Annotated in this window: 20 protein-coding genes; 14 read left to right on the top strand and 6 right to left on the bottom strand. The window is 30.7% G+C overall.

The window, feature by feature from the left end; translation table 11 throughout:
- Positions 1 to 24: 24 nt before the first annotated feature.
- A complete protein-coding gene (locus RG22_RS18185) occupies positions 25 to 159 on the bottom strand; it encodes a hypothetical protein (protein WP_262507874.1) in 135 nt (44 codons plus the stop codon).
- Between the two features lie 175 nt (positions 160 to 334).
- On the opposite strand from RG22_RS18185, the gene RG22_RS01595 reads away from it, so the two are divergent.
- Positions 335 to 1,084, top strand: a complete 750-nt coding sequence (locus RG22_RS01595) for a hypothetical protein (RefSeq protein WP_034040285.1) — start codon at positions 335 to 337, stop codon at positions 1,082 to 1,084.
- On the opposite strand, the gene RG22_RS01590 is transcribed toward RG22_RS01595, so the two are convergent.
- A complete protein-coding gene (locus RG22_RS01590; protein WP_034040283.1) occupies positions 1,081 to 1,998 on the bottom strand; it encodes a bifunctional metallophosphatase/5'-nucleotidase in 918 nt (305 codons plus the stop codon). The genes RG22_RS01595 and RG22_RS01590 overlap by 4 nt on opposite strands.
- Before the next feature lie 12 nt (positions 1,999 to 2,010).
- Entirely contained in the window at positions 2,011 to 2,703 is a 693-nt protein-coding gene (locus tag RG22_RS01585) for a 5'-nucleotidase C-terminal domain-containing protein (RefSeq protein WP_244462101.1), read from the bottom strand.
- Between the two features lie 124 nt (positions 2,704 to 2,827).
- Here RG22_RS01585 and RG22_RS01580 point away from each other — a divergent pair, with 124 nt between their 5' ends.
- The 13 genes from RG22_RS01580 (at position 2,828) to RG22_RS01520 (ending at position 15,533) form a co-directional block, all read left to right on the top strand.
- A complete protein-coding gene (locus tag RG22_RS01580) occupies positions 2,828 to 3,352 on the top strand; it encodes a DUF6913 domain-containing protein (protein WP_034040279.1) in 525 nt (174 codons plus the stop codon).
- Positions 3,349 to 4,230, top strand: a complete 882-nt coding sequence (gene dapA / locus RG22_RS01575; protein ID WP_034040277.1) for a 4-hydroxy-tetrahydrodipicolinate synthase — start codon at positions 3,349 to 3,351, stop codon at positions 4,228 to 4,230. The genes RG22_RS01580 and dapA overlap by 4 nt, the downstream gene beginning before the upstream one ends.
- Positions 4,231 to 4,436: 206 nt before the next feature.
- Positions 4,437 to 5,249 carry an outer membrane protein assembly factor BamD gene (locus RG22_RS01570; protein ID WP_034040275.1) on the top strand — a complete coding sequence of 271 codons (813 nt, stop codon included), beginning with the start codon at positions 4,437 to 4,439 and terminating at the stop codon, positions 5,247 to 5,249.
- Between the two features lie 12 nt (positions 5,250 to 5,261).
- A complete protein-coding gene (locus tag RG22_RS01565; protein ID WP_034040273.1) occupies positions 5,262 to 5,591 on the top strand; it encodes a DNA-directed RNA polymerase subunit omega in 330 nt (109 codons plus the stop codon).
- Positions 5,592 to 5,598: 7 nt separating this feature from the next.
- On the top strand, positions 5,599 to 6,810 hold the full coding sequence (gene coaBC, locus RG22_RS01560) for a bifunctional phosphopantothenoylcysteine decarboxylase/phosphopantothenate--cysteine ligase CoaBC (protein ID WP_034040271.1): 1,212 nt from the start codon (positions 5,599 to 5,601) through the stop codon (positions 6,808 to 6,810).
- Positions 6,803 to 7,690: a type IX secretion system protein PorD gene (porD, locus tag RG22_RS01555; protein ID WP_034040269.1), complete on the top strand. Its 888-nt coding sequence runs from the start codon at positions 6,803 to 6,805 to the stop codon at positions 7,688 to 7,690. Before coaBC ends, porD begins: the two co-directional genes overlap by 8 nt.
- Before the next feature lie 62 nt (positions 7,691 to 7,752).
- Positions 7,753 to 9,405, top strand: a complete 1,653-nt coding sequence (gene recN / locus RG22_RS01550) for a DNA repair protein RecN (protein WP_034040266.1) — start codon at positions 7,753 to 7,755, stop codon at positions 9,403 to 9,405.
- A 52-nt stretch (positions 9,406 to 9,457) separates the two neighbouring features.
- Positions 9,458 to 10,273, top strand: coding sequence for an enoyl-ACP reductase FabI (locus tag RG22_RS01545; protein ID WP_034040264.1), 816 nt, complete (start codon positions 9,458 to 9,460; stop codon positions 10,271 to 10,273).
- 351 nt (positions 10,274 to 10,624) lie between these two features.
- Positions 10,625 to 11,632, top strand: a complete 1,008-nt coding sequence (locus RG22_RS01540) for a glycosyltransferase family 2 protein (RefSeq protein WP_034040263.1) — start codon at positions 10,625 to 10,627, stop codon at positions 11,630 to 11,632.
- On the top strand, positions 11,629 to 12,594 hold the full coding sequence (locus RG22_RS01535) for a YbbR-like domain-containing protein (RefSeq protein WP_244462100.1): 966 nt from the start codon (positions 11,629 to 11,631) through the stop codon (positions 12,592 to 12,594). Before RG22_RS01540 ends, RG22_RS01535 begins: the two co-directional genes overlap by 4 nt.
- Positions 12,591 to 13,184 carry a dephospho-CoA kinase gene (gene coaE / locus RG22_RS01530; protein WP_034040261.1) on the top strand — a complete coding sequence of 198 codons (594 nt, stop codon included), beginning with the start codon at positions 12,591 to 12,593 and terminating at the stop codon, positions 13,182 to 13,184. Before RG22_RS01535 ends, coaE begins: the two co-directional genes overlap by 4 nt.
- A gap of 70 nt (positions 13,185 to 13,254) precedes the next feature.
- A complete protein-coding gene (locus tag RG22_RS01525; protein WP_034040258.1) occupies positions 13,255 to 14,826 on the top strand; it encodes a sensor histidine kinase in 1,572 nt (523 codons plus the stop codon).
- A 2-nt stretch (positions 14,827 to 14,828) separates the two neighbouring features.
- A complete protein-coding gene (locus RG22_RS01520; protein ID WP_034040255.1) occupies positions 14,829 to 15,533 on the top strand; it encodes a response regulator transcription factor in 705 nt (234 codons plus the stop codon).
- Between the two features lie 407 nt (positions 15,534 to 15,940).
- On the opposite strand, the gene RG22_RS01515 is transcribed toward RG22_RS01520, so the two are convergent.
- From RG22_RS01515 to RG22_RS01505, 3 genes are all read right to left on the bottom strand, one after another.
- Positions 15,941 to 17,191 (bottom strand): hypothetical protein, encoded by a 1,251-nt coding sequence (locus tag RG22_RS01515; RefSeq protein ID WP_034040251.1) that lies wholly within the window; start codon positions 17,189 to 17,191, stop codon positions 15,941 to 15,943.
- Between the two features lie 151 nt (positions 17,192 to 17,342).
- The gene (locus RG22_RS01510; RefSeq protein ID WP_052143586.1) at positions 17,343 to 18,194 is read right to left on the bottom strand and encodes an IS3 family transposase; all 852 of its coding nucleotides are present in this window, start codon (positions 18,192 to 18,194) and stop codon (positions 17,343 to 17,345) included.
- Complete coding sequence (locus tag RG22_RS01505; RefSeq protein WP_034040247.1) at positions 18,194 to 18,565, bottom strand: transposase; 372 nt, start codon at positions 18,563 to 18,565, stop codon at positions 18,194 to 18,196. The genes RG22_RS01510 and RG22_RS01505 overlap by 1 nt, the downstream gene beginning before the upstream one ends.
- Positions 18,566 to 18,628: the final 63 nt, after the last annotated feature.

Below are 18,628 nucleotides of genomic sequence, written 5' to 3'. Positions count from 1 at the left end.
AGTTCTAAAATTCCTATGGCAATTCTACCCCAAAGGTTCTAATCCAACAGTTTTAAAAATGTACACACTAATAGGATTTGCTGTGAATTTAAAACGAAGGGTTTGTGTCAAAATAATTGCTACAATAACCTTTAATACTAATGGAATATGCTTTTTCATAGTTGCGGTTTTAACGATAAAAAATTAATATATTTAATGTAAACACTTTTTATAAATGCATTTTTTTTATCGTTGAAACACTAAATACTAACAGGATAATCGATAAAAGTATGATTTTATCGCTGTAATTGATTTTAATTTTTATATTTGTTTTCAACCTACTTATAAAAATACCATGAAAGATTCAATCCTACTTAGCTTTAATAAGGTTTTTTTTGGCGTATTATTGCTTTTAGTTGCTATTAATATTTTAGGCTCTTACAGTGAAGATGTATTGTTTTTACAAACTACAAAAGCATTATTTATACCCGCTCTATTAATCTTGTTTTTTATAAAGAATAAAGCATTAAGTCTTCCTCTTATTTCGTTTTTTCTATTTTCATTTTTGGGTGATGTTTCGTTAGCGTTTAATGAAAATTTCATTTACATTAAAGCATCAAGTGTTTTCTATTTTTTGAGTTATATGTGTTTAATTGGTATTGCAATTTCTAAGTTTAAGTTTTTTGAAATAGATAAAGTTGTTGGTACTTATTTAATTGTGGTTTTTTTAATAAACGCTTACTTTTTATACACTTTTTATGGTGTTTTAAAAGCCATTGTACCAGATAGTTTAGAAGTGTTTTTATTTGGCGTAAAAAATATTTCTTTAATACTATTAATATTTTTAGCCTTTGGAAAGTATTTGGCAAACGATACAAAACCTTCAATCCTTTTTTTAATGGTAGCATTGTGTTTAGTTTTTTCTACAATTCTAAACTATGTTAGCCTATATTATGTATATAATTGGAGTTTTGTAATGCTTGAAAGAGTAATTTATGCGATTGGTATTTATCTGCTTTTAAATTATGTTATAGAGGAAAATAAAAGTGCAATTACCAATAATAAAACTCAAGATAGTTACAATTCTGATAATATTTTTGCTTAAACAATTATAGATGTGCCATTGGCAGCTTTATTTTGGTTAGCATCAAAATAAAAATCAATTTTACCAAGATTAATACCGTAACATCCAACTTGATTTACTAGCACATTCTTGTTTTCTAAGTTTTTTACAATGGTTGGTTTTCTTAAAAAGGTATGGGTATGTCCTCCTATAATTAAGTCGATGTTTTTTGTTGCAGTCGCAAGGTTTAAATCGCCAATTTTTGTTTCGCTGTTTCTGTAATTATAACCTAAATGCGACAAACAAATTATTAAATCGCATTGCTCTTCTTCTTTAAGAATCCTAGTCATGTCTTGAGAAATTTCAATAGGATCTAAATATTTAGTTTCTTTAAACATAGATGGGTCTACTAATCCATCAAGCTCAATTCCTAAGCCAAAAACACCAATTTTAATATGTCCTTTTTTGAATGTTTTATATGGTTTTACATGTGTGTCCATTATAGTATTTGAAAAATCGTAATTGGCTGATATAAATTCAAACTTGGCATGTGGTAATTGTGCATAAAGCCCATCAATACCATTATCAAAATCATGGTTACCAATCGTTGCGGCATCATATTTAAGCTTACTCATTAACTTAAATTCAAGCTCACCTCCATAGTAGTTAAAGTAAGGTGTGCCTTGAAAAATATCGCCAGCATCTAGTAATAAAGTATTAGGATTTTCTTTTCTAATAGATTCAATTAAACTAGCTCTTCTGGCTACTCCACCTTTGTTCGCATTCCTACCATCTTCAGGTCCAAAAGCATCAATATGGCTATGTACATCGTTGGTGTGTAAAATAGTAATCTTTGATGTTTTTATCGACAAACTAAAGGACTGCAAACCAAAACTACCAAGTGATACTAATGCGGTACCTGCAGTGGCTTGTTGTATAAAATCTCTGCGTTTCATGGATTAATTGAATTATTTTATTTGTATAAACCTATCGTCAATCACAGGATTTATTGTGTCTAACTTTTTGAATTTATCTATTAAAGCATTCCTTATTTTATAGTTTAAAACATATAAACTATCGTTTGTTTTAAAAAACGTCATATTATCCCCGCCATTGTATAAGTAGTCGTTAGTAGCTACATAGTACGTTTTGTTTTTGTCTATTTTTTCTCCATTAATCAAAGCTTCAAATACATTATAATCTTTATCAAGAACAAGTTTTAATTTAGAAATGGGATGTGGTCTTTTCTTAGTTTTTAAATATTCAACAATACTATTAATCTGAGTACCTTTCATAGCTAATACAACAATACTGTTTTCAAAAGGCATTAATTGAAAAGCAGTTCTTTTAGTTACATACCCTTTTGATAAAACGGATCGAATACCTCCATGGTTTAGTAAAACCATATCAATATTTTTACCAGTTCTACTATTAAAAATGGGGTTAGATTCACTGTAAACAGCATCTGCCATAAAATTACCAATGGCAGTGTTTAAATCGCCATCAGCTTTAGAATATGTATTTACGGAATAGGCTAAAACACTATCTAAATCTTTTTGGATATTATCTCTATAAGGCTTGATATACGATTCAATTTCAGCGCTAGGTGATAGGCTGTCTGTAATCTGTATTTGTTTGCCTTCAACTTTAGTTAAATGCATTTTTTCTTGCTTACATCCAAAAAAAATAAAAATATATAACAAAAAAATAAAATGTGTGAACCTCATATATTAAACGAATTTTTTGAATGTACTTTTGCTACCTTTGTGGAAAGCATAAAGATAAATGATTTTAAAAGGTTTTAAAGAAAAATCTAATAAAAAGCACCTAAATAAATTGTTGTCACAGCACAAGGTAAGTGTTGCTGATAGTAAGATTGAAAGTTTAGGCGTTATCTTAAATATTGATGAAGTTGATGATTTTGAGTTATTTAGAGTCTTGGCAAATAATATAAATGTACGCCCTAATAGGCTGAAAATTATTGCGTATTCAGCTAGCAAAAAAGAGAATCTAAGTACATGGGATGATTGTTTTAACCCCAAGGACTTTGGTTGGAAAGGTACTATTAAAAATATTGAATTGCAGTCGTTTTTAAGCACAAAGTTTGATGCTTTAATTAGTTATTATGCTAATGATGTTTTAGAATTAAAGTTACTTACGGCAAAATCTAAGGCACAGTTTAAAATTGGCATTTTGCAAACCGATGCCCGATTAAATGATTTAATAATAAAAACAAGTTTAAAAGAATTCGATGTGTTTAAAGCAGAACTGCATAAATACTTAACCATATTAAATAAAATTAAAAAATGAGCAGTAAGTTTTTAGGTACAGGAGTTGCATTGGTTACACCATTTAAATCTGACTTAAGTGTAGACCACGAGGCCTTGGCAAATATTGTTAATTTCAATATAGAAAATGGTACAGACTACCTTGTAATTTGTGGTACAACTGGCGAAAGTGTAACTATTACTAAGGAGGAAAAGCAAGCTGTAATTAAAACCATTTCTAAAGCTAATAATGGTCGTTTGCCAATGGTTTTAGGAATTGGTGGTAATAATACGGCATCAGTTATTGAAGAAATAAAAGAAACAGACTTGCGTAATATAGATGCCATTTTATCGGTATCTCCGTATTACAGTAAACCAACGCAAGAAGGTGTTTACCAGCATTTTAAAGCTGTGTCTGAAGCATGTCCAATAGACATTATTTTATACAACGTTCCTGGGCGTACTTCAAAAAACATGGAACCAGAAACTACTTTAAGATTAGCTAAAGATTTTAAAAATATTATAGCCGTTAAAGAAGCAGGAAATAATGTTTCGCAATATTTACAATTATTAAAAAATAAACCAGAAGATTTTTTAGTGATTTCTGGTGATGACGATTTAGCTCTAAGTATTGTTTTAGCAGGTGGTTCGGGAGTAATTTCGGTTATTGGGCAAGCATTCCCTAAAGCATTTTCTGAGATGATTCGTTTAGGATTAAAAGGTGAAGCTAAAGCTGCTTATACTATTCATTTTAAATTAATGGATGTTATTAATCATATTTTTGAAGAGAATAATCCAGCAGGAATAAAAGCGGTTTTTGAAGCCTTAAATTTATGTCAAGATACTGTTAGATTACCCTTAGTTCCAGCTTCAAATCAGTTAAAAGAAAAAATTGCTGTATTTCTAAAAGTATTTAAGTAATGTTAAATATTACTTAAACCTTACAGTTACTGTAATTCAACATTTATTTTAGCAGAGAAATTATATTTTTAAAATCCATAATAATAACTTAATTTTGCATCCTGTTTTAAAATCTATGAAATGAGCATAATTAAAATCTTGAGACCAAGCAAGATGTTTTATATGCGAATTACATTTGTCTTTTAAAAAGCAATGAACGACATCAAATGAAAAAGTTTTTTTATATTATAATTACACTAACCCTTTTTAGCGCTTGTAGCGAGTATCAAAAAGTTTTAAAAAACGAAGAGATAGCTCCTAAATTTAAAATGGGAGAGGCTTTGTATAACGAAGGGAAATACTCTAAAGCTAATAAGCTTTTTGCGCAAATTGTACCAAACTATAGAGGGAAGCCACAAGCTGAAAAGCTTATGTACTTGTACTCTAACACGTTTTACAAAACAAAAGATTATTATGTAGCTGGTTATCAGTTTGAACGTTTTGCGTCGAGTTATCCTAAAAGCGAAAAAGTAGAAGAAGCATCGTTTTTAAGTGCAAAAAGTTACTACATGTTATCGCCTGTATATTCTAAAGATCAAAAGGAAACAATTGAAGCTATCGAGAAACTACAAGCTTTTATTAACTTATATCCTGATTCTGAGTATAGTACTGAAGCTAATACGTTAGTTAAAGAGTTAGATTATAAATTAGAAAAGAAAGCCTTTGAAATAGCAAAGCAGTATAATAAAATAGCCTACACGTCTACAGAACTTGAGGCTGCTATTAAATCGTTCGACAATTTTATCTTCGATTTTCCAGGGTCTACATTACGAGAAGATGCTTTATATTACAGATTAGATTCTGCTTATAAATTAGCTATTAATAGTGTAGAGTATAAAAAACAAGATAGATTAAAAACAGCTAAAGCCTATTACGAGGCGTTTAAAAAGAAATATCCAAACTCACAACATATTGAAACTATAGATAGTATGGCTTTAGAGATGGATGAATCATTAAAAAATTACAGCACTAAAAGTTAAATAATTATGTCAATGGACTTAAAGAAAACCAATGCTCCAGTTAATACTGTAACTTACGATAGAAATCAAATAGATGAGCCAACAGAGAACATTTACGAATCAATTTCTATAATTGCAAGACGCGCTGAACAAATTAATTCAGAAATTAAAAAAGAGCTTATTGATAAGTTAGAAGAATTTGCTACTTACAATGATAGTCTTGAAGAAATTTTTGAAAATAAAGAGCAAATCGAGGTTTCTAAATTTTATGAAAAGTTACCAAAACCACATGCTTTAGCAGTTCAGGAATGGTTAACAGATAAAATTTACCATAGAAATACTGAGGAAGATTCTCAGGAATAAAATCTTTATGAGTATTCTAAGCGGCAAGAACATACTATTAGGAATTAGTGGTGGTATTGCCGCTTATAAAACAGCTTCACTAGTAAGATTATTTGTAAAATCTGGCGCAAACGTAAAGGTTGTAATGACGCCATCTGCTAAAGATTTTATTACACCTTTAACCTTATCAACACTTTCAAAACACCCAGTATATTCCTCTTTTACTAATGAAGAAGATGATAATGCAGTTTGGAATAACCATGTCGATTTGGGACTTTGGGCAGATATATTTATAATTGCTCCAGCTACGGCGAATACCTTATCTAAAATGGCTAATGGTGTTTGCGATAATTTACTTTTAGCAACTTACCTATCAGCAAAATGTCCTGTGTATTTTGCACCAGCAATGGATTTAGATATGTATAAGCATCCATCAACATTAAAATCTTTTGAAAAACTAGAAGACTTTGGAAATATTATGATTCCTGCAACTAGTGGTGAATTAGCAAGCGGTTTAGTTGGAGAAGGGCGCATGGCAGAACCTGAAGATATTATTACATTTATAGAAAACGATATTTTAAATAAATTGCCGCTTCGCGGAAAAAAAGTATTAATTACTGCAGGACCAACTTACGAAGCTATTGATCCTGTTCGCTTTATTGGCAATCATTCAAGTGGTAAAATGGGGTTCGAAATTGCTAAAACATCAGCGAATCTTGGTGCCGAAGTTATTTTAATTACAGGTCCAACACACCAAAAGATAAATCATTCGTTAATAAATATACTCCCTGTTGTAAGTGCACAGGATATGTATAACGAAGCCCACAAATATTTTGCAGATGTAGATGTAGCTATATTAGCTGCAGCAGTTGCCGATTTTAAACCTAAAGAAATTGCATCTCAGAAAATAAAAAAGAAGTCATCAACGTTAACTTTAGAGTTAGAAAAAACAAATGATATTTTAGAGTCTTTAGGGCAAATTAAAAAGCAGCAATATTTGGTTGGCTTTGCATTAGAAACTAACAATGAGCTTGAAAATGCAATTGGAAAACTAAAAAGAAAGAATTTAAATTTAATTGTTTTAAATTCGTTAAACGATAAAGGTGCTGGTTTTAAAACAGAAACTAATAAAGTAACATTTATTGACGAAAACGAAACGATAACCAAATATCAATTAAAATCTAAAGCCGATGTTGCTAAAGATTTATTAACCGAAATTATAAAACAAATTGATGCGTAGTATTGTGATAATTTTATTAGTATGTCTTGGTATTAAAGGTTTTTCGCAGGAGTTAAATTGCAACGTTGTTGTTAACGCTTTGCAAACAGGTAATGAGAATTTACAAATTTTTAAAACCCTTGAAAAACAATTAAACGAGTTTGTTAATAACACAAAATGGACTAACAAAAGTTTTGCCAATCAAGAGCGGATTAATTGCAGTATGGTTATTAGTATTACCGATTTCAGCGGCGAAGCATTTCAAGGTACTTTACAAGTACAATCATCTCGTCCAGTTTTTGGGTCTTCTTACAGCACACCAATTTACAGTTTTAACGATAAGGATTTCACATTCAGATATTTAGAATTTCAGAACTTAACGTTTAATCCTAATCAATTCGAATCTAATTTAATATCGGTATTAGCATTTCATATTTATATGGTTTTAGCTTTAGATGCAGATTCTTTTTCAGAAAAAGGAGGCGATTCGTATTATGCACAAGCGCAAACCATTACCAATTATTCTCAGCAAGAAAATTTTAAAGGTTGGAAGGTTGAAGATGGTTTACAAAGCAGGTTTGCATTAATAGATAATGTGCTGTCTCCAACTTTTAAAGAGTACAGAGCTGTTATGTATAGTTACCATATTGAAGGTTTAGATATTATGAGTGATGATGCGAAAGGTGGAAAAGAGGAAATTGCCGATGCTTTAATAAAATTTAAAGCTATGAATAGTCGCAGACCAAATTCTTTCTTATTGCGTACTTTTTTTGATGCCAAAGCCGACGAAATTGCTCAAATTTTCTCAGATGGCCCAAATGTAGATATTTCTAATCTTAAAGAAACGCTTCAAAAAATAGCACCTACACAGTCAAGTAAATGGCGAAATATTAAGTTTTAATAGTTTATATTAGTAGTATACACTTTACTGAATACTGCGACTGAACACTGTATACTAAAAACATGCTAACCTCACTTTCAATAAAAAATTACGCTTTAATTGATAATCTTCAAGTCGATTTCAATAACGGATTATCTATTATTACTGGAGAAACTGGTGCTGGTAAATCTATTTTATTAGGTGGATTATCTTTGATTTTAGGTAAACGAGCAGATTTAAGTAGTTTAAAAGACACCACTCAAAAGTGTGTTATTGAAGCGGTTTTCGATGTGTCAAATTATAATTTAAAGACGCTTTTTGAAGCTGAAGATTTCGATTATGAAGCTCAAACTATTATCCGACGAGAAATCTTGCCTTCTGGAAAATCGAGAGCATTTGTCAATGATTCTCCTGTAAATCTGAATAGTTTACAGCTATTAGGCGAACGATTAATCGATATTCATTCGCAACATCAAACCCTACAATTAATAAGTAACGATTTTCAGTTTCAGGTTATTGATGCTTTGGCAAATAATAATGAGTTGTTACAGAGTTATGCTTTAGAGTTAAAAGCTTATAAAAAATTACAAAAGGAATTGCAAGAGTTGCTCAATTTTCAAGATGAAGCTATTAAAGAACACGATTATAACACCTTTTTATTAAATGAATTGGTTGAAGCGAATTTAATAGAAGGTGAGCAACAAGCGCTTGAGGAAGAATATGAAACCTTAAATAATATTGAAGGCATAAAGGAAAAACTCTCAGTGTCCTACCAATTATTAAGTGACGAACAAATAGGGATTTTAACCTCGCTTACCACCATAAAAAACAATCTTAAAAATATTGCAGCATTCTCTTCAAAATATGAAGATTTATTCAATAGGGTTAATAGTAGTTTAATAGATTTAGACGATGTTTTTAACGAAATTGATGTGTTACAAGATGGTTTGGAAGCAGATCCGAGTAGGCTAGAAGAAGTTGATTCAAAATTAAAAATCTTGCATAATTTAATGCAGAAACATATTGCTAGCGATGTTTCAGAATTAATCAAAATTAAAAACGAATTAGATGATAAAGTTGCAGTTACAGAAAGTTTAGATAAGACTATAGCTAAAAAACAATCTGAAATTGAAACTAAAACAAACCAGCTTAAAATTATTTCAAGAAAAATAAGCAAAAAACGTTCAGAAGTTGTTCCGCAATTAAAAGAACAATTAGAAACGATTTTGGTAAATTTAGGTATGCCTAATGCGCAATTTAAAATTGAGATTTTATTCTGTGAGCAATTCTTTGCAAGCGGACAAGATGAATTGTCGTTTCTATTTTTAGCAAATAAAGGGGGGAGCTTTAACGAACTAAAAAAGGCTGCTTCAGGTGGAGAATTATCAAGAATTATGCTCGCTATAAAATCGGTGCTATCAAATTATATTCAATTACCAACCATTATGTTTGATGAGATTGACACAGGGGTTTCTGGCGAAATATCAAACAAAATGGGCGATATTATGTTGCAAATGAGCAAAACCATGCAAGTGTTTTCTATTACACATTTACCACAAATTGCAGCCAAAGGACATTCGCATTTTAAAGTTTTTAAAGAAGATGTTAACGAGGTTACGCAAACCAATTTAGTAAGGCTAAATCATGATGAGCGTATTGTTGAAATTGCTCAAATGTTAGGTGGTGTAGAAATGTCATCATCAGCAATCGCACATGCTAAAGAATTACTTAATTAAAAAAGCTAAAAGTTCAGTATTTTTATAAACAAATCAACATATAAACAGAAATATGTCATACAATTTATTAAAAGGAAAAAAAGGAATCATTTTCGGTGCATTAGATGCAAATTCAATTGCTTGGAAAACAGCAGAACGCGTTCATGAAGAAGGTGGACAATTTGTGTTAACCAACGCGCCAGTGGCGATGCGAATGGGGCAAATTAACGAGTTAGCCGAAAAAACAGGCTCTCAAATTATTCCAGCCGATGCCACTTCAGAAGAGGATTTACAAAATTTAGTAGAGCAATCCATGGAAATTCTTGGTGGTAAAATCGATTTTGTTTTACACTCTATTGGTATGTCAATCAACGTTAGAAAAGGAAAACATTACACAGATCAAAACTATGCATGGACTCAAAAAGGAACCGATGTTTCGGCAATGTCTTTTCATAAAGTCATGCAAACCCTTTACAAAGCCGATGCTATGAACGAATGGGGAAGTATCGTGGCTTTAACTTATATGGCTGCGCAACGCGTGTTCCCAGATTACAACGATATGGCAGATAATAAAGCCTATTTAGAAAGTGTAGCACGTAGTTTTGGCTACTTTTTTGGTCGCGATAAAAAAGTACGTGTTAATACCATTTCGCAGTCGCCAACGCCAACAACGGCTGGTAGCGGTGTAAAAGGGTTCGACGGGTTTATAGCCTACGCCGATAAAATGTCGCCACTTGGTAACGCCACGGCTTTAGATTGCGCAAACTACACTGTATCGTTATTCAGCGATTTAACCAAGCGCGTTACCTTGCAAAACCTTTACAACGATGGCGGTTTCAGCAACATGGGCGTTAGCGATGCCGTTATGGAAACTTTTACTAAAGAATAATATTTTATACTAATAATTCGAGGCTGTCTAAAAAATCTTTATACCTCTTTGTCACATTGAGTTTCCTTTTTAGATGGCTTCTTTTTATGTTTTTTGGGCGGGTTTTTAAATTTGAAATTAAAAGGAGAACAGCCACTGGTTGTTAGGTAGTTTAGAACTATTTAAAGACCGCGCTATCCGTTACTAGTTTTGTAAAACCTTAAATGGAAGTTTTACAAAAGCTATAAATTTATCCTGAGCGCAGTCGAAGGGCTTCTATCGCTCCTGCACTTATCCGCCAAAAGTAGTGATTAACCTAAAAGCTGCCGTAAGTTTACTAATTATTGTAATAGGATTAATTACATTTGTGTTATGCAATTACAGTTCTCATTCATCATTCCTGTTTATAATCGCCCCGACGAAATAGAAGAGCTTTTACAAAGTTTTGTTGGTTTAGATACTAGTACTGAATATGAAATAGTAATTGTTGAAGACGGCTCAACTATAGCATCAAAAGCTGTTGTTGAAACGTACAAAAAGAAACTTAATATTTCTTATTTCTTTAAAGAAAATTCCGGACCTGGAGATTCGCGAAATTTTGGAATGCAGCATGCTAAAGGCAATTATTTTATCATTTTAGATTCCGATTGTATTTTACCAAATAATTATTTGAATGCAGTCGAAAAAAGCTTAACAGCAAATTACGTAGATTGTTTTGGTGGTCCAGATGCGGCGCACGATTCGTTTACAAACCTTCAAAAAGCTATTAATTTTTCAATGACTTCGGTTATAACAACGGGAGGTATTCGAGGTAATAAAAACAGCGTCGACACATTTCAACCGCGTAGCTTCAATATGGGGGTTTCAAAAGAGGCATTTATAACTTCAAAAGGTTTTGGACGTATTCACCCAGGAGAAGACCCAGATTTATCAATAAGATTATGGCATTTAGGGTTTAAAACCAGATTAATACCAGAAGCTTTTGTGTATCATAAACGTCGTATTTCTTGGCATAAATTTTATAAGCAAGTTCATAAATTCGGATTGGTTCGTCCTATTTTAAATGTATGGCATCCTTCAACTAAAAAAATCACGTATTGGTTTCCAACGGTTTTTTGTATTGGATTTTTAATTGCTGCTGCGTTACTTTTTCTTAATATAAAATGGGGAATAACAGCCTATATGTTGTATTTTGTAATTGCGTTTTTAACAGCTTTAATAGCAACTAGGAGTATTATTGTTTCAGTATTATCTTTAATTGCTATTTGTGTTCAGTTTTTTGGATATGGGTATGGGTTTTTAAAATCGACCTTTGCAATTAGCGTTTTAAAAAAGAATCCAGAGACGTTTTTTCCACAATTATTTTTTAAATCAAAATGATAAAAAAGTTAAAATCAGATATTGTTACTTCAATTAAAAACAAAAAGATAAATGTCTTTTTTTTGTTTCTGTTTTTTGCGTTTATCATTTTAATCTTCACAAAATTATCAAAAGAATACACTAATACTGTTACTTTTAATATTAATAAAATTAATGTGCCGCAAGAGAATATAATTCTAAACGATTCGAATGCTATTTTAAATATAACGCTTAAAACCCACGGGTTTAAGTGGCTAACGTATTATTTTAATAAGCCAAAAATTTCGATAGATTTTGTTAAAGATGTCGATAAAATAGATTCAACATTTGTTTGGAGTAAATCTAAAGCATACTTATTAGCTAGCACCCAATTTGGTAAGCAAGTAGAGTTGTTAAATATTTCTCCAGACACATTAGTGTTTAGGTTTGACGTTAATTTGGTTAAAAAAGTACCTGTAATTTTAAATGCTGATATAAAGTATACCCAAGGGTTTGATATTGCAGAACCTTATGATATTACACCAGATTCTATAGAAGTTATAGGTCCAAATGTTTTAGCGTCTCAAATAAATCGTATTGAAACAGAATTTATTGAAATAACCGATGTTAAATCTGATATAAAAAAAGTAATTCAGTTAAACTTGCCAAAAAACAGTAAAGATTTAAAATTTTCTAATAAAACGGTAAATCTAACTGCAACCGTTGAAAAGTTTACAGAAGGCAGATTAAAAGTACCAGTAAGTATAAAAAACATCCCTAATAACAAGACATTAAAATATTTTCCAAAATTTGTTAATGTTACTTATTATACGAGTTTGAATAATTTTAAAACAATTAGCGCGAAAGATTTTAGGGTAGAATGCGATTTCAGTAAAACCACTAGTAATCAATCTTTTTTGTTGCCAGAATTAGTAAAATCTCCTGCAACTGTGAAACATGTAAAAATTAATCAGCAACACATTGAATTTATTATAGTAGAATGACAATAGTTGGACTTACAGGAGGTATAGGAAGTGGTAAAACTACAGTGGCTAAAGAGTTTCTGGCTTTAGGAGTGCCTGTTTATATTGCTGATGAAGAAGCTAAAAAGTTGATGTTGAAGTCTAAAATTATTAAGCGAAAACTTATTCAGCTTTTTGGTGATGAAGCTTATGTCGATGGCGCATTGAACAAGCCTTTTGTAGCTGATATTATTTTTAATGATAGTAGTTATTTAAAGAAAATGAACGCTATTATTCATCCTAGAGTTGCTAAACATTTTAAAAAATGGATGCTAAAGCAAACAACACTATATGTTATAAAAGAGGTGGCTATCCTATTTGAAAATGGTGGACATAAATACTGCGATTACGTAATTACAGTTACTGCGCCAATAGAATTACGGTTTGAGCGTTTACTTAAACGCGACCAAACAACAAAACGAAAAATTAAAGCCATCATGAAGAATCAGTGGAGTGATGACGATAAAATAAAACTATCTGATTTTGTTATTAATAATACTACACTAGAAAATACTAAAAAGCAAGTTGCAGAAATACATAAACAAATCTTAAAAAATGGAGTTAACCTGTAAATTTTAACATTTTTGTTAATGTAAGGTTAAATGGTAAGCTCGCTAAATGTTAAAATGTTAATTTTGAATGATGAGCAAAAGAATATTCATCCTATTGGTACTTTTAATGAGTTTATCTCTAATAGGTATTATATTCGTACAAGCTTATTATATAAAGGATTCTGTAGATAACGAAGAAAAGCGTTTTAAATCTAGTGTTACAGATGCATTATATGCAGTTTCTAATAAGATAGAGAAGAATGAGCTAGACTCATATTTTGAAAAATATCAAAAGTTAGATAAAGAGAAAAGAAGTGATTCGGCAGCAGTTTCTCAACTATTTATCTATCAACAAAATAATAATACAAAAGAAACACTTATTTATAGAAGTGGAGTTTTAGAAGAGAACTATAAATTGTCTTCATCGCTCTTTGACATTGGTTTAGATAGTATTAATATTAAGAATATTATTGGTAGCTCAAGAATTGAAGTTTATAATGAAACCGAGTTTTCAGATAAAGATATTTCCAAAAGCCCAATCTTAAATATCATTAATAGTGGTCGCTTAAAAGAAGCTGAGAAAAATTATTTTGATAAAAATTTTAAAGCTGCTAGAAAAACAATACCTGTACATAAGCGCGTATCAAAGGAAGAGATTGAAGGCTTATTATCAGATAAACTTAAAACAGAAGCTATTGATATTGGTTACGAATTCGCTATATACAGTAATGGTTTAGCAACAAAAGTTCATAGTGATGAATTTGAAAGAGACGAAACATCAACGTTTAGCGTGCCTATTTTTTATGACGAAAACAACCAAAGCAGTTATAAACTATTAGTTAATTTTCCAGATGATAAAAAGTTTATTTTATCATCTATAATGGGTATGATTTTGTTGTCTATAATATTTACATCTATTATCATATTAGCTTATTCAAGTGCTTTATATCAATTAGTAAAACAGCGTAAAATATCTGAAATTAAAACAGATTTTATTAATAATATGACGCATGAGTTTAAAACGCCCATAGCGACTATTAATTTAGCTTTAGACTCTATAAAGAACCCTAAAATTATAAATGATAAAGAAAAAGTTATACGTTATCTTAATATGATAAAAGAAGAAAATAAACGTATGCATGCACAAGTTGAAAACGTTTTAAGGATATCTAAACTAGAAAAAAACGAACTTAATATTAGTAAGGATAGAGTAGAGTTGCACGACTTAGTAGAAGATGCTATAACGCACGTACAACTTTTAATTGAAGATAGAAACGGAACAATTGAAACGTATTTTAATGCAGAGAAATCATCTGTTTTAGCAAGCGAAATGCACTTAACCAATGTTATAGTAAATGTATTAGATAATGCCATTAAGTATTCTCCAGATGCATTAAAAATTGAAGTTTTTACAGAAAATATTGGAACCAATATTTTATTAAAAATAAAAGATTATGGTAGCGGAATGAGTAAAGCTGCCTTAAAAAGAGTGTTCGAAAAATTTTATAGAGAACACACAGGAAACATACATAACGTTAAAGGCCACGGATTGGGCTTAGCTTATGTAAAACGTATAGTAGATGACCACCAAGGTCATGTAACGGTTGAAAGTGAAAAAGGTAAAGGAAGCACATTTATAATAAAGCTACCTATAATAACATAAACATGGAAGAGCAAAAAAAGAGAATTTTACTAGTTGAAGACGATCCTAACTTCGGAACGGTTCTTAAGGATTATTTAATAATGAATGATTATGATGTTATTCATGCCAAAAACGGTATGGAAGGATTTGAGAAGTTTAAAAAAGACGATTTCGATTTATGCATTCTTGATGTTATGATGCCTTATAAAGATGGCTTTACATTAGCTAAAGAAATCCGCGAAAAAAATACCGATGTCCCTATTGTATTCTTAACTGCAAAAGCGATGAAAGAAGATGTTTTAAAAGGTTATAAAGTAGGAGCAGACGACTATTTAAATAAACCTTTTGATAGCGAAGTGCTTTTAATGAAAATTAAAGCCATAATGCAACGTAAGGCTACCGAAACTATTTCTGATAGTAAACAATTTGAATTTAAAATTGGAGGTTTCGATTTAAACTCTAAACTACGTTTTTTACGTTATAATGGAGGAGATTCTATAAAATTATCGCCAAAAGAAAACGAATTATTACGTTTGTTAGCCTTACATGAAAATGATTTAATGCCACGGGAATTAGCACTAACAAAAATTTGGCGCGACGATAATTACTTTACCTCGCGTAGTATGGATGTTTACATTGCTAAACTGCGTAAGTATTTAAAACTAGACGATAAGGTAGAAATCCTTAATATTCATGGTGAAGGTTTTAGGTTAGTAGTTAATAGTTAAAGCATTCTAATTTTTATGATATTAAAAAATCCAGCAAATCATTTAGCGTAGTGAAATGTAACTGGATTTTTTTTTAAACATTATGCCGAGGACGAAGGACGTGGCTATCTGTTAAATTTTAGTTCAAAAACAAAGTTGTAATTTTTCTCTTAAAAAAGAATGTGTTTATCTTGAGCATAGTAGAAGGGCTAAAATTCCTAACATGTAAATTCGAATGGCTTACTTGAACCAGACACATAAAGTTTTAAATTAATAAAAAAGATTTTGTGCGTTGTTCAATGTGGTTGAAAGTTCTGAGTTTTTATATAAGGATTTACTCTTTTTTATTTGTTATACCCGCTTGTTGTAACACGTTTTTATTCAGCTAGTTATTTATTCCGCTCTGAATATTGTCGTTATACATATTTTTATCTGTTGTAAGGACGTTCATTAATCCAATTAAAACCACGAGAGTTCAAATTAAATTTTTCGTGGTCTTTTCTCGAAAATATGATATGTAATGTATCAGATTCCATAATTCCATCGAGTTCAAGAAATTCTGAATTTGGATTTGTATAGTCAAAATTATAATCTTCAGATTCCAAACCTTGCTTATGAAACATAATTTTTTTAGAGGTTGAATCTACTATAAATTTATATTGGTATTTTACATCATCCATTGTTTTTACAGTTGCTTCGTCTTTTAAATCAACTATTAGATAACGCCATCTAAAATCATCAGTAATCAAGGGTTGTACTGTGTCTCCATTTTTAATAAAATGCGTAGCCTCCCAAATTCCATAAAGTAGTGGTTTTTTTCTGTTATTATCTCGATGACTTTCTGTTGTATAAAAGTTGAAAGAGATAAAACTAATAAGAATAGTTAAGCCAATAGTTTTAATCCAAAATATAACTTTATGATATTTGGCGTTTTTAATAGGATGATAAAAATTGTATTTTTCTACAGCTTTATTTTTTATGAATACATTTAAAAACCTGTTGTCAGTTATAAAAATTACTAAAGCCATTAAGACTAAATGGACTGAAAATAATTTGACAGGAATATCATAACAGAAATTCATTACTGCTACCTGAGTCATTACACCAATTACTATAAATGAGCCAAGTGTTTGTGTACGTCTAGGAATTAAAAGCACACCACCAAGCACTTCTAATAAACCTACGAATACGTTAAACCCTTTTGAAAATCCCATATATGTCCAGGCTAATCCCATTGGCGAAAAATCGCCTAAAGGGTCAAGCAAATGTGTCAAAGAAGCTGATGGAAATTGAAGTTTAAAGACTTTTACAGATCCGTAAAGAAGCATTGCAGCTACTATGACAATGCGAAGAAATACCAAAAACCAGTAAAGTAGTTTATTGTAACTTTTACGTTTTCTGTCTAGAATGTTCCAAAAAATAAATATTATAAAGGTTAAAACTGCATTTACAAATAAAGTTAGATAAGCAAATGTGTGGTCTCCGCTTCCATTTCCGCTAACTTCATATTCGTAATTTATTCCAAATACAACCTTGCCAATCCACCTGTAAAGTGTTTCAAATAATGGACTTATAATAGCTAGTATAATGTAAAGAACAAAGTAAGTGAACACTAATCTAAAAAGTACTTTGCTTGAGTTGCTCCATTGTTCTTTATATTCTTGTGTTAGTAGTTTCATATAATACTAGTGCACAAACATAAAGATTAGTTACACTTTTTAAATTAGAATCCCTTTAATATTAAATGTCATAAAGTTGCAATATTTCTCGAATTTTGTTCGTTTGGACAAATGTCTTGTCCTGAAATATGGCTACAGGTTAAAATTTAATTTAGGCTGATAATTTGTATACCATATTAGGTGTTTTATAGTCTAAAGATAAATGTAATCTTATTTCATTGTATAAATTAATTGCATTTTTTGCGGTTCTTTTAGCGTGAGTCACGTTATCAAAGGTTTGGTCGAGATAAAATTCGTCTTTTAAGATTCCATTTACACGCTCTGCCATTGCGTTTTCATAGCAATGATTTTCTTCAGTCATACTAATACCTATCTTTTTTCTTTTAAGTATTTGAGTGTATACATTACTACAATACTGTATTCCTCTGTCCGAATGATGAACAAGCTGTTTAATGTTTTTAGCTTGATAAATGGCCTTATTAAGGGCTCTTACACATCCTTTAAGTTCTAAGCTATCACTAAGGTCATAACCAACAATTTTTCTGGAATGCATGTCTGTAATTAAAGCCAGATAACAAAAACCTTTTACTGTTCTGATGTATGTAATATCAGATACCCAAACTTGATTTGATCTAGTGACTTTCATATCCTTTATCATGTTATTATACTTATAAAAACGATGATAAGAATTTGTTGTTCTGGCGCTAGTTTTCTTTCTAAGTGTAAGCATATTGTGTTTTCTAAGAACGTTAAATAGGGTGTCTCTACCGACTTTTAAGTTGGCTTTAGTAAATTCATTATCTAATGATTTTTTGAGTTTACGCACGCCTTCTCTAGGAAGGGATTTACGTTTTTTACTGACTATGTTTATAATCTGTTGTTCTAGTTTTAAACGCCTATCAGCTCTAGATTTGTATTTATAATACGCATCACGTTTAAGACCAAAACAATGAGTTATAGTTTTTAAAGAAGCAAATCCCTTAGATTTCTGTTTAGCTTTGATTAAGGCTTTATGCTTAGCTTTTTTTTTAGCTCAGCAACAGATTTGTAACCTAGATCTTCAGCAGCAACTTCCAGATATGAATCTAATACCAAAGCATCTAGATCCTTTTTATACAGTAGTTTTTTAAGCTGTTCAATCTCTTTTTGCAGTGCTTTAATTCTAGATATTTCGTCTTTAGTTTCCACTTTTACTCTGGTGTTCATTAAGTCTTTACGATTGTACTTTTTAATCCACTCATTGACCGTTGTAGGTGCAATAGAGTAGAGTTTACAAAGTTCGCTCTTTGTGTGCTTACCTTTACTAAGTTCGTCAAGAATTTTCAGTTTAAAAGGTTCTGAATACCGTCTAATTACTTTGTCATTTTTATACATAATGTTTAAAATTATGTAGCCTTTATTCAGGACGGGTCATAATTGCTTACAACGTTGTTGTAT

Origin of the sequence: Wocania ichthyoenteri Th78 (assembly GCF_000789235.1) — a bacterium.
In the GTDB taxonomy this organism is placed as follows: domain Bacteria; phylum Bacteroidota; class Bacteroidia; order Flavobacteriales; family Flavobacteriaceae; genus Wocania_A; species Wocania_A ichthyoenteri.
Note: the sequence above shows the minus strand (reverse complement) of the source record. Positions and strands in the feature narration are given on the sequence as shown.

What these genes read in the sequence shown, in the direction of transcription:
- RG22_RS18185 (WP_262507874.1), bottom strand. Translation starts at nt 159, where the DNA reads ATGAAAAAGCATATTCCATTAGTATTAAAGGTTATTGTAGCAATTATT.
- RG22_RS01595 (WP_034040285.1), top strand. Translation starts at nt 335, where the DNA reads ATGAAAGATTCAATCCTACTTAGCTTTAATAAGGTTTTTTTTGGCGTA.
- RG22_RS01590 (WP_034040283.1), bottom strand. Translation starts at nt 1,998, where the DNA reads ATGAAACGCAGAGATTTTATACAACAAGCCACTGCAGGTACCGCATTA.
- RG22_RS01585 (WP_244462101.1), bottom strand. Translation starts at nt 2,703, where the DNA reads ATGCATTTAACTAAAGTTGAAGGCAAACAAATACAGATTACAGACAGC.
- RG22_RS01580 (WP_034040279.1), top strand. Translation starts at nt 2,828, where the DNA reads ATGATTTTAAAAGGTTTTAAAGAAAAATCTAATAAAAAGCACCTAAAT.
- dapA (WP_034040277.1), top strand. Translation starts at nt 3,349, where the DNA reads ATGAGCAGTAAGTTTTTAGGTACAGGAGTTGCATTGGTTACACCATTT.
- RG22_RS01570 (WP_034040275.1), top strand. Translation starts at nt 4,437, where the DNA reads ATGAAAAAGTTTTTTTATATTATAATTACACTAACCCTTTTTAGCGCT.
- RG22_RS01565 (WP_034040273.1), top strand. Translation starts at nt 5,262, where the DNA reads ATGGACTTAAAGAAAACCAATGCTCCAGTTAATACTGTAACTTACGAT.
- coaBC (WP_034040271.1), top strand. Translation starts at nt 5,599, where the DNA reads ATGAGTATTCTAAGCGGCAAGAACATACTATTAGGAATTAGTGGTGGT.
- porD (WP_034040269.1), top strand. Translation starts at nt 6,803, where the DNA reads ATGCGTAGTATTGTGATAATTTTATTAGTATGTCTTGGTATTAAAGGT.
- recN (WP_034040266.1), top strand. Translation starts at nt 7,753, where the DNA reads ATGCTAACCTCACTTTCAATAAAAAATTACGCTTTAATTGATAATCTT.
- RG22_RS01545 (WP_034040264.1), top strand. Translation starts at nt 9,458, where the DNA reads ATGTCATACAATTTATTAAAAGGAAAAAAAGGAATCATTTTCGGTGCA.
- RG22_RS01540 (WP_034040263.1), top strand. Translation starts at nt 10,625, where the DNA reads ATGCAATTACAGTTCTCATTCATCATTCCTGTTTATAATCGCCCCGAC.
- RG22_RS01535 (WP_244462100.1), top strand. Translation starts at nt 11,629, where the DNA reads ATGATAAAAAAGTTAAAATCAGATATTGTTACTTCAATTAAAAACAAA.
- coaE (WP_034040261.1), top strand. Translation starts at nt 12,591, where the DNA reads ATGACAATAGTTGGACTTACAGGAGGTATAGGAAGTGGTAAAACTACA.
- RG22_RS01525 (WP_034040258.1), top strand. Translation starts at nt 13,255, where the DNA reads ATGAGCAAAAGAATATTCATCCTATTGGTACTTTTAATGAGTTTATCT.
- RG22_RS01520 (WP_034040255.1), top strand. Translation starts at nt 14,829, where the DNA reads ATGGAAGAGCAAAAAAAGAGAATTTTACTAGTTGAAGACGATCCTAAC.
- RG22_RS01515 (WP_034040251.1), bottom strand. Translation starts at nt 17,191, where the DNA reads ATGAAACTACTAACACAAGAATATAAAGAACAATGGAGCAACTCAAGC.
- RG22_RS01505 (WP_034040247.1), bottom strand. Translation starts at nt 18,565, where the DNA reads ATGTATAAAAATGACAAAGTAATTAGACGGTATTCAGAACCTTTTAAA.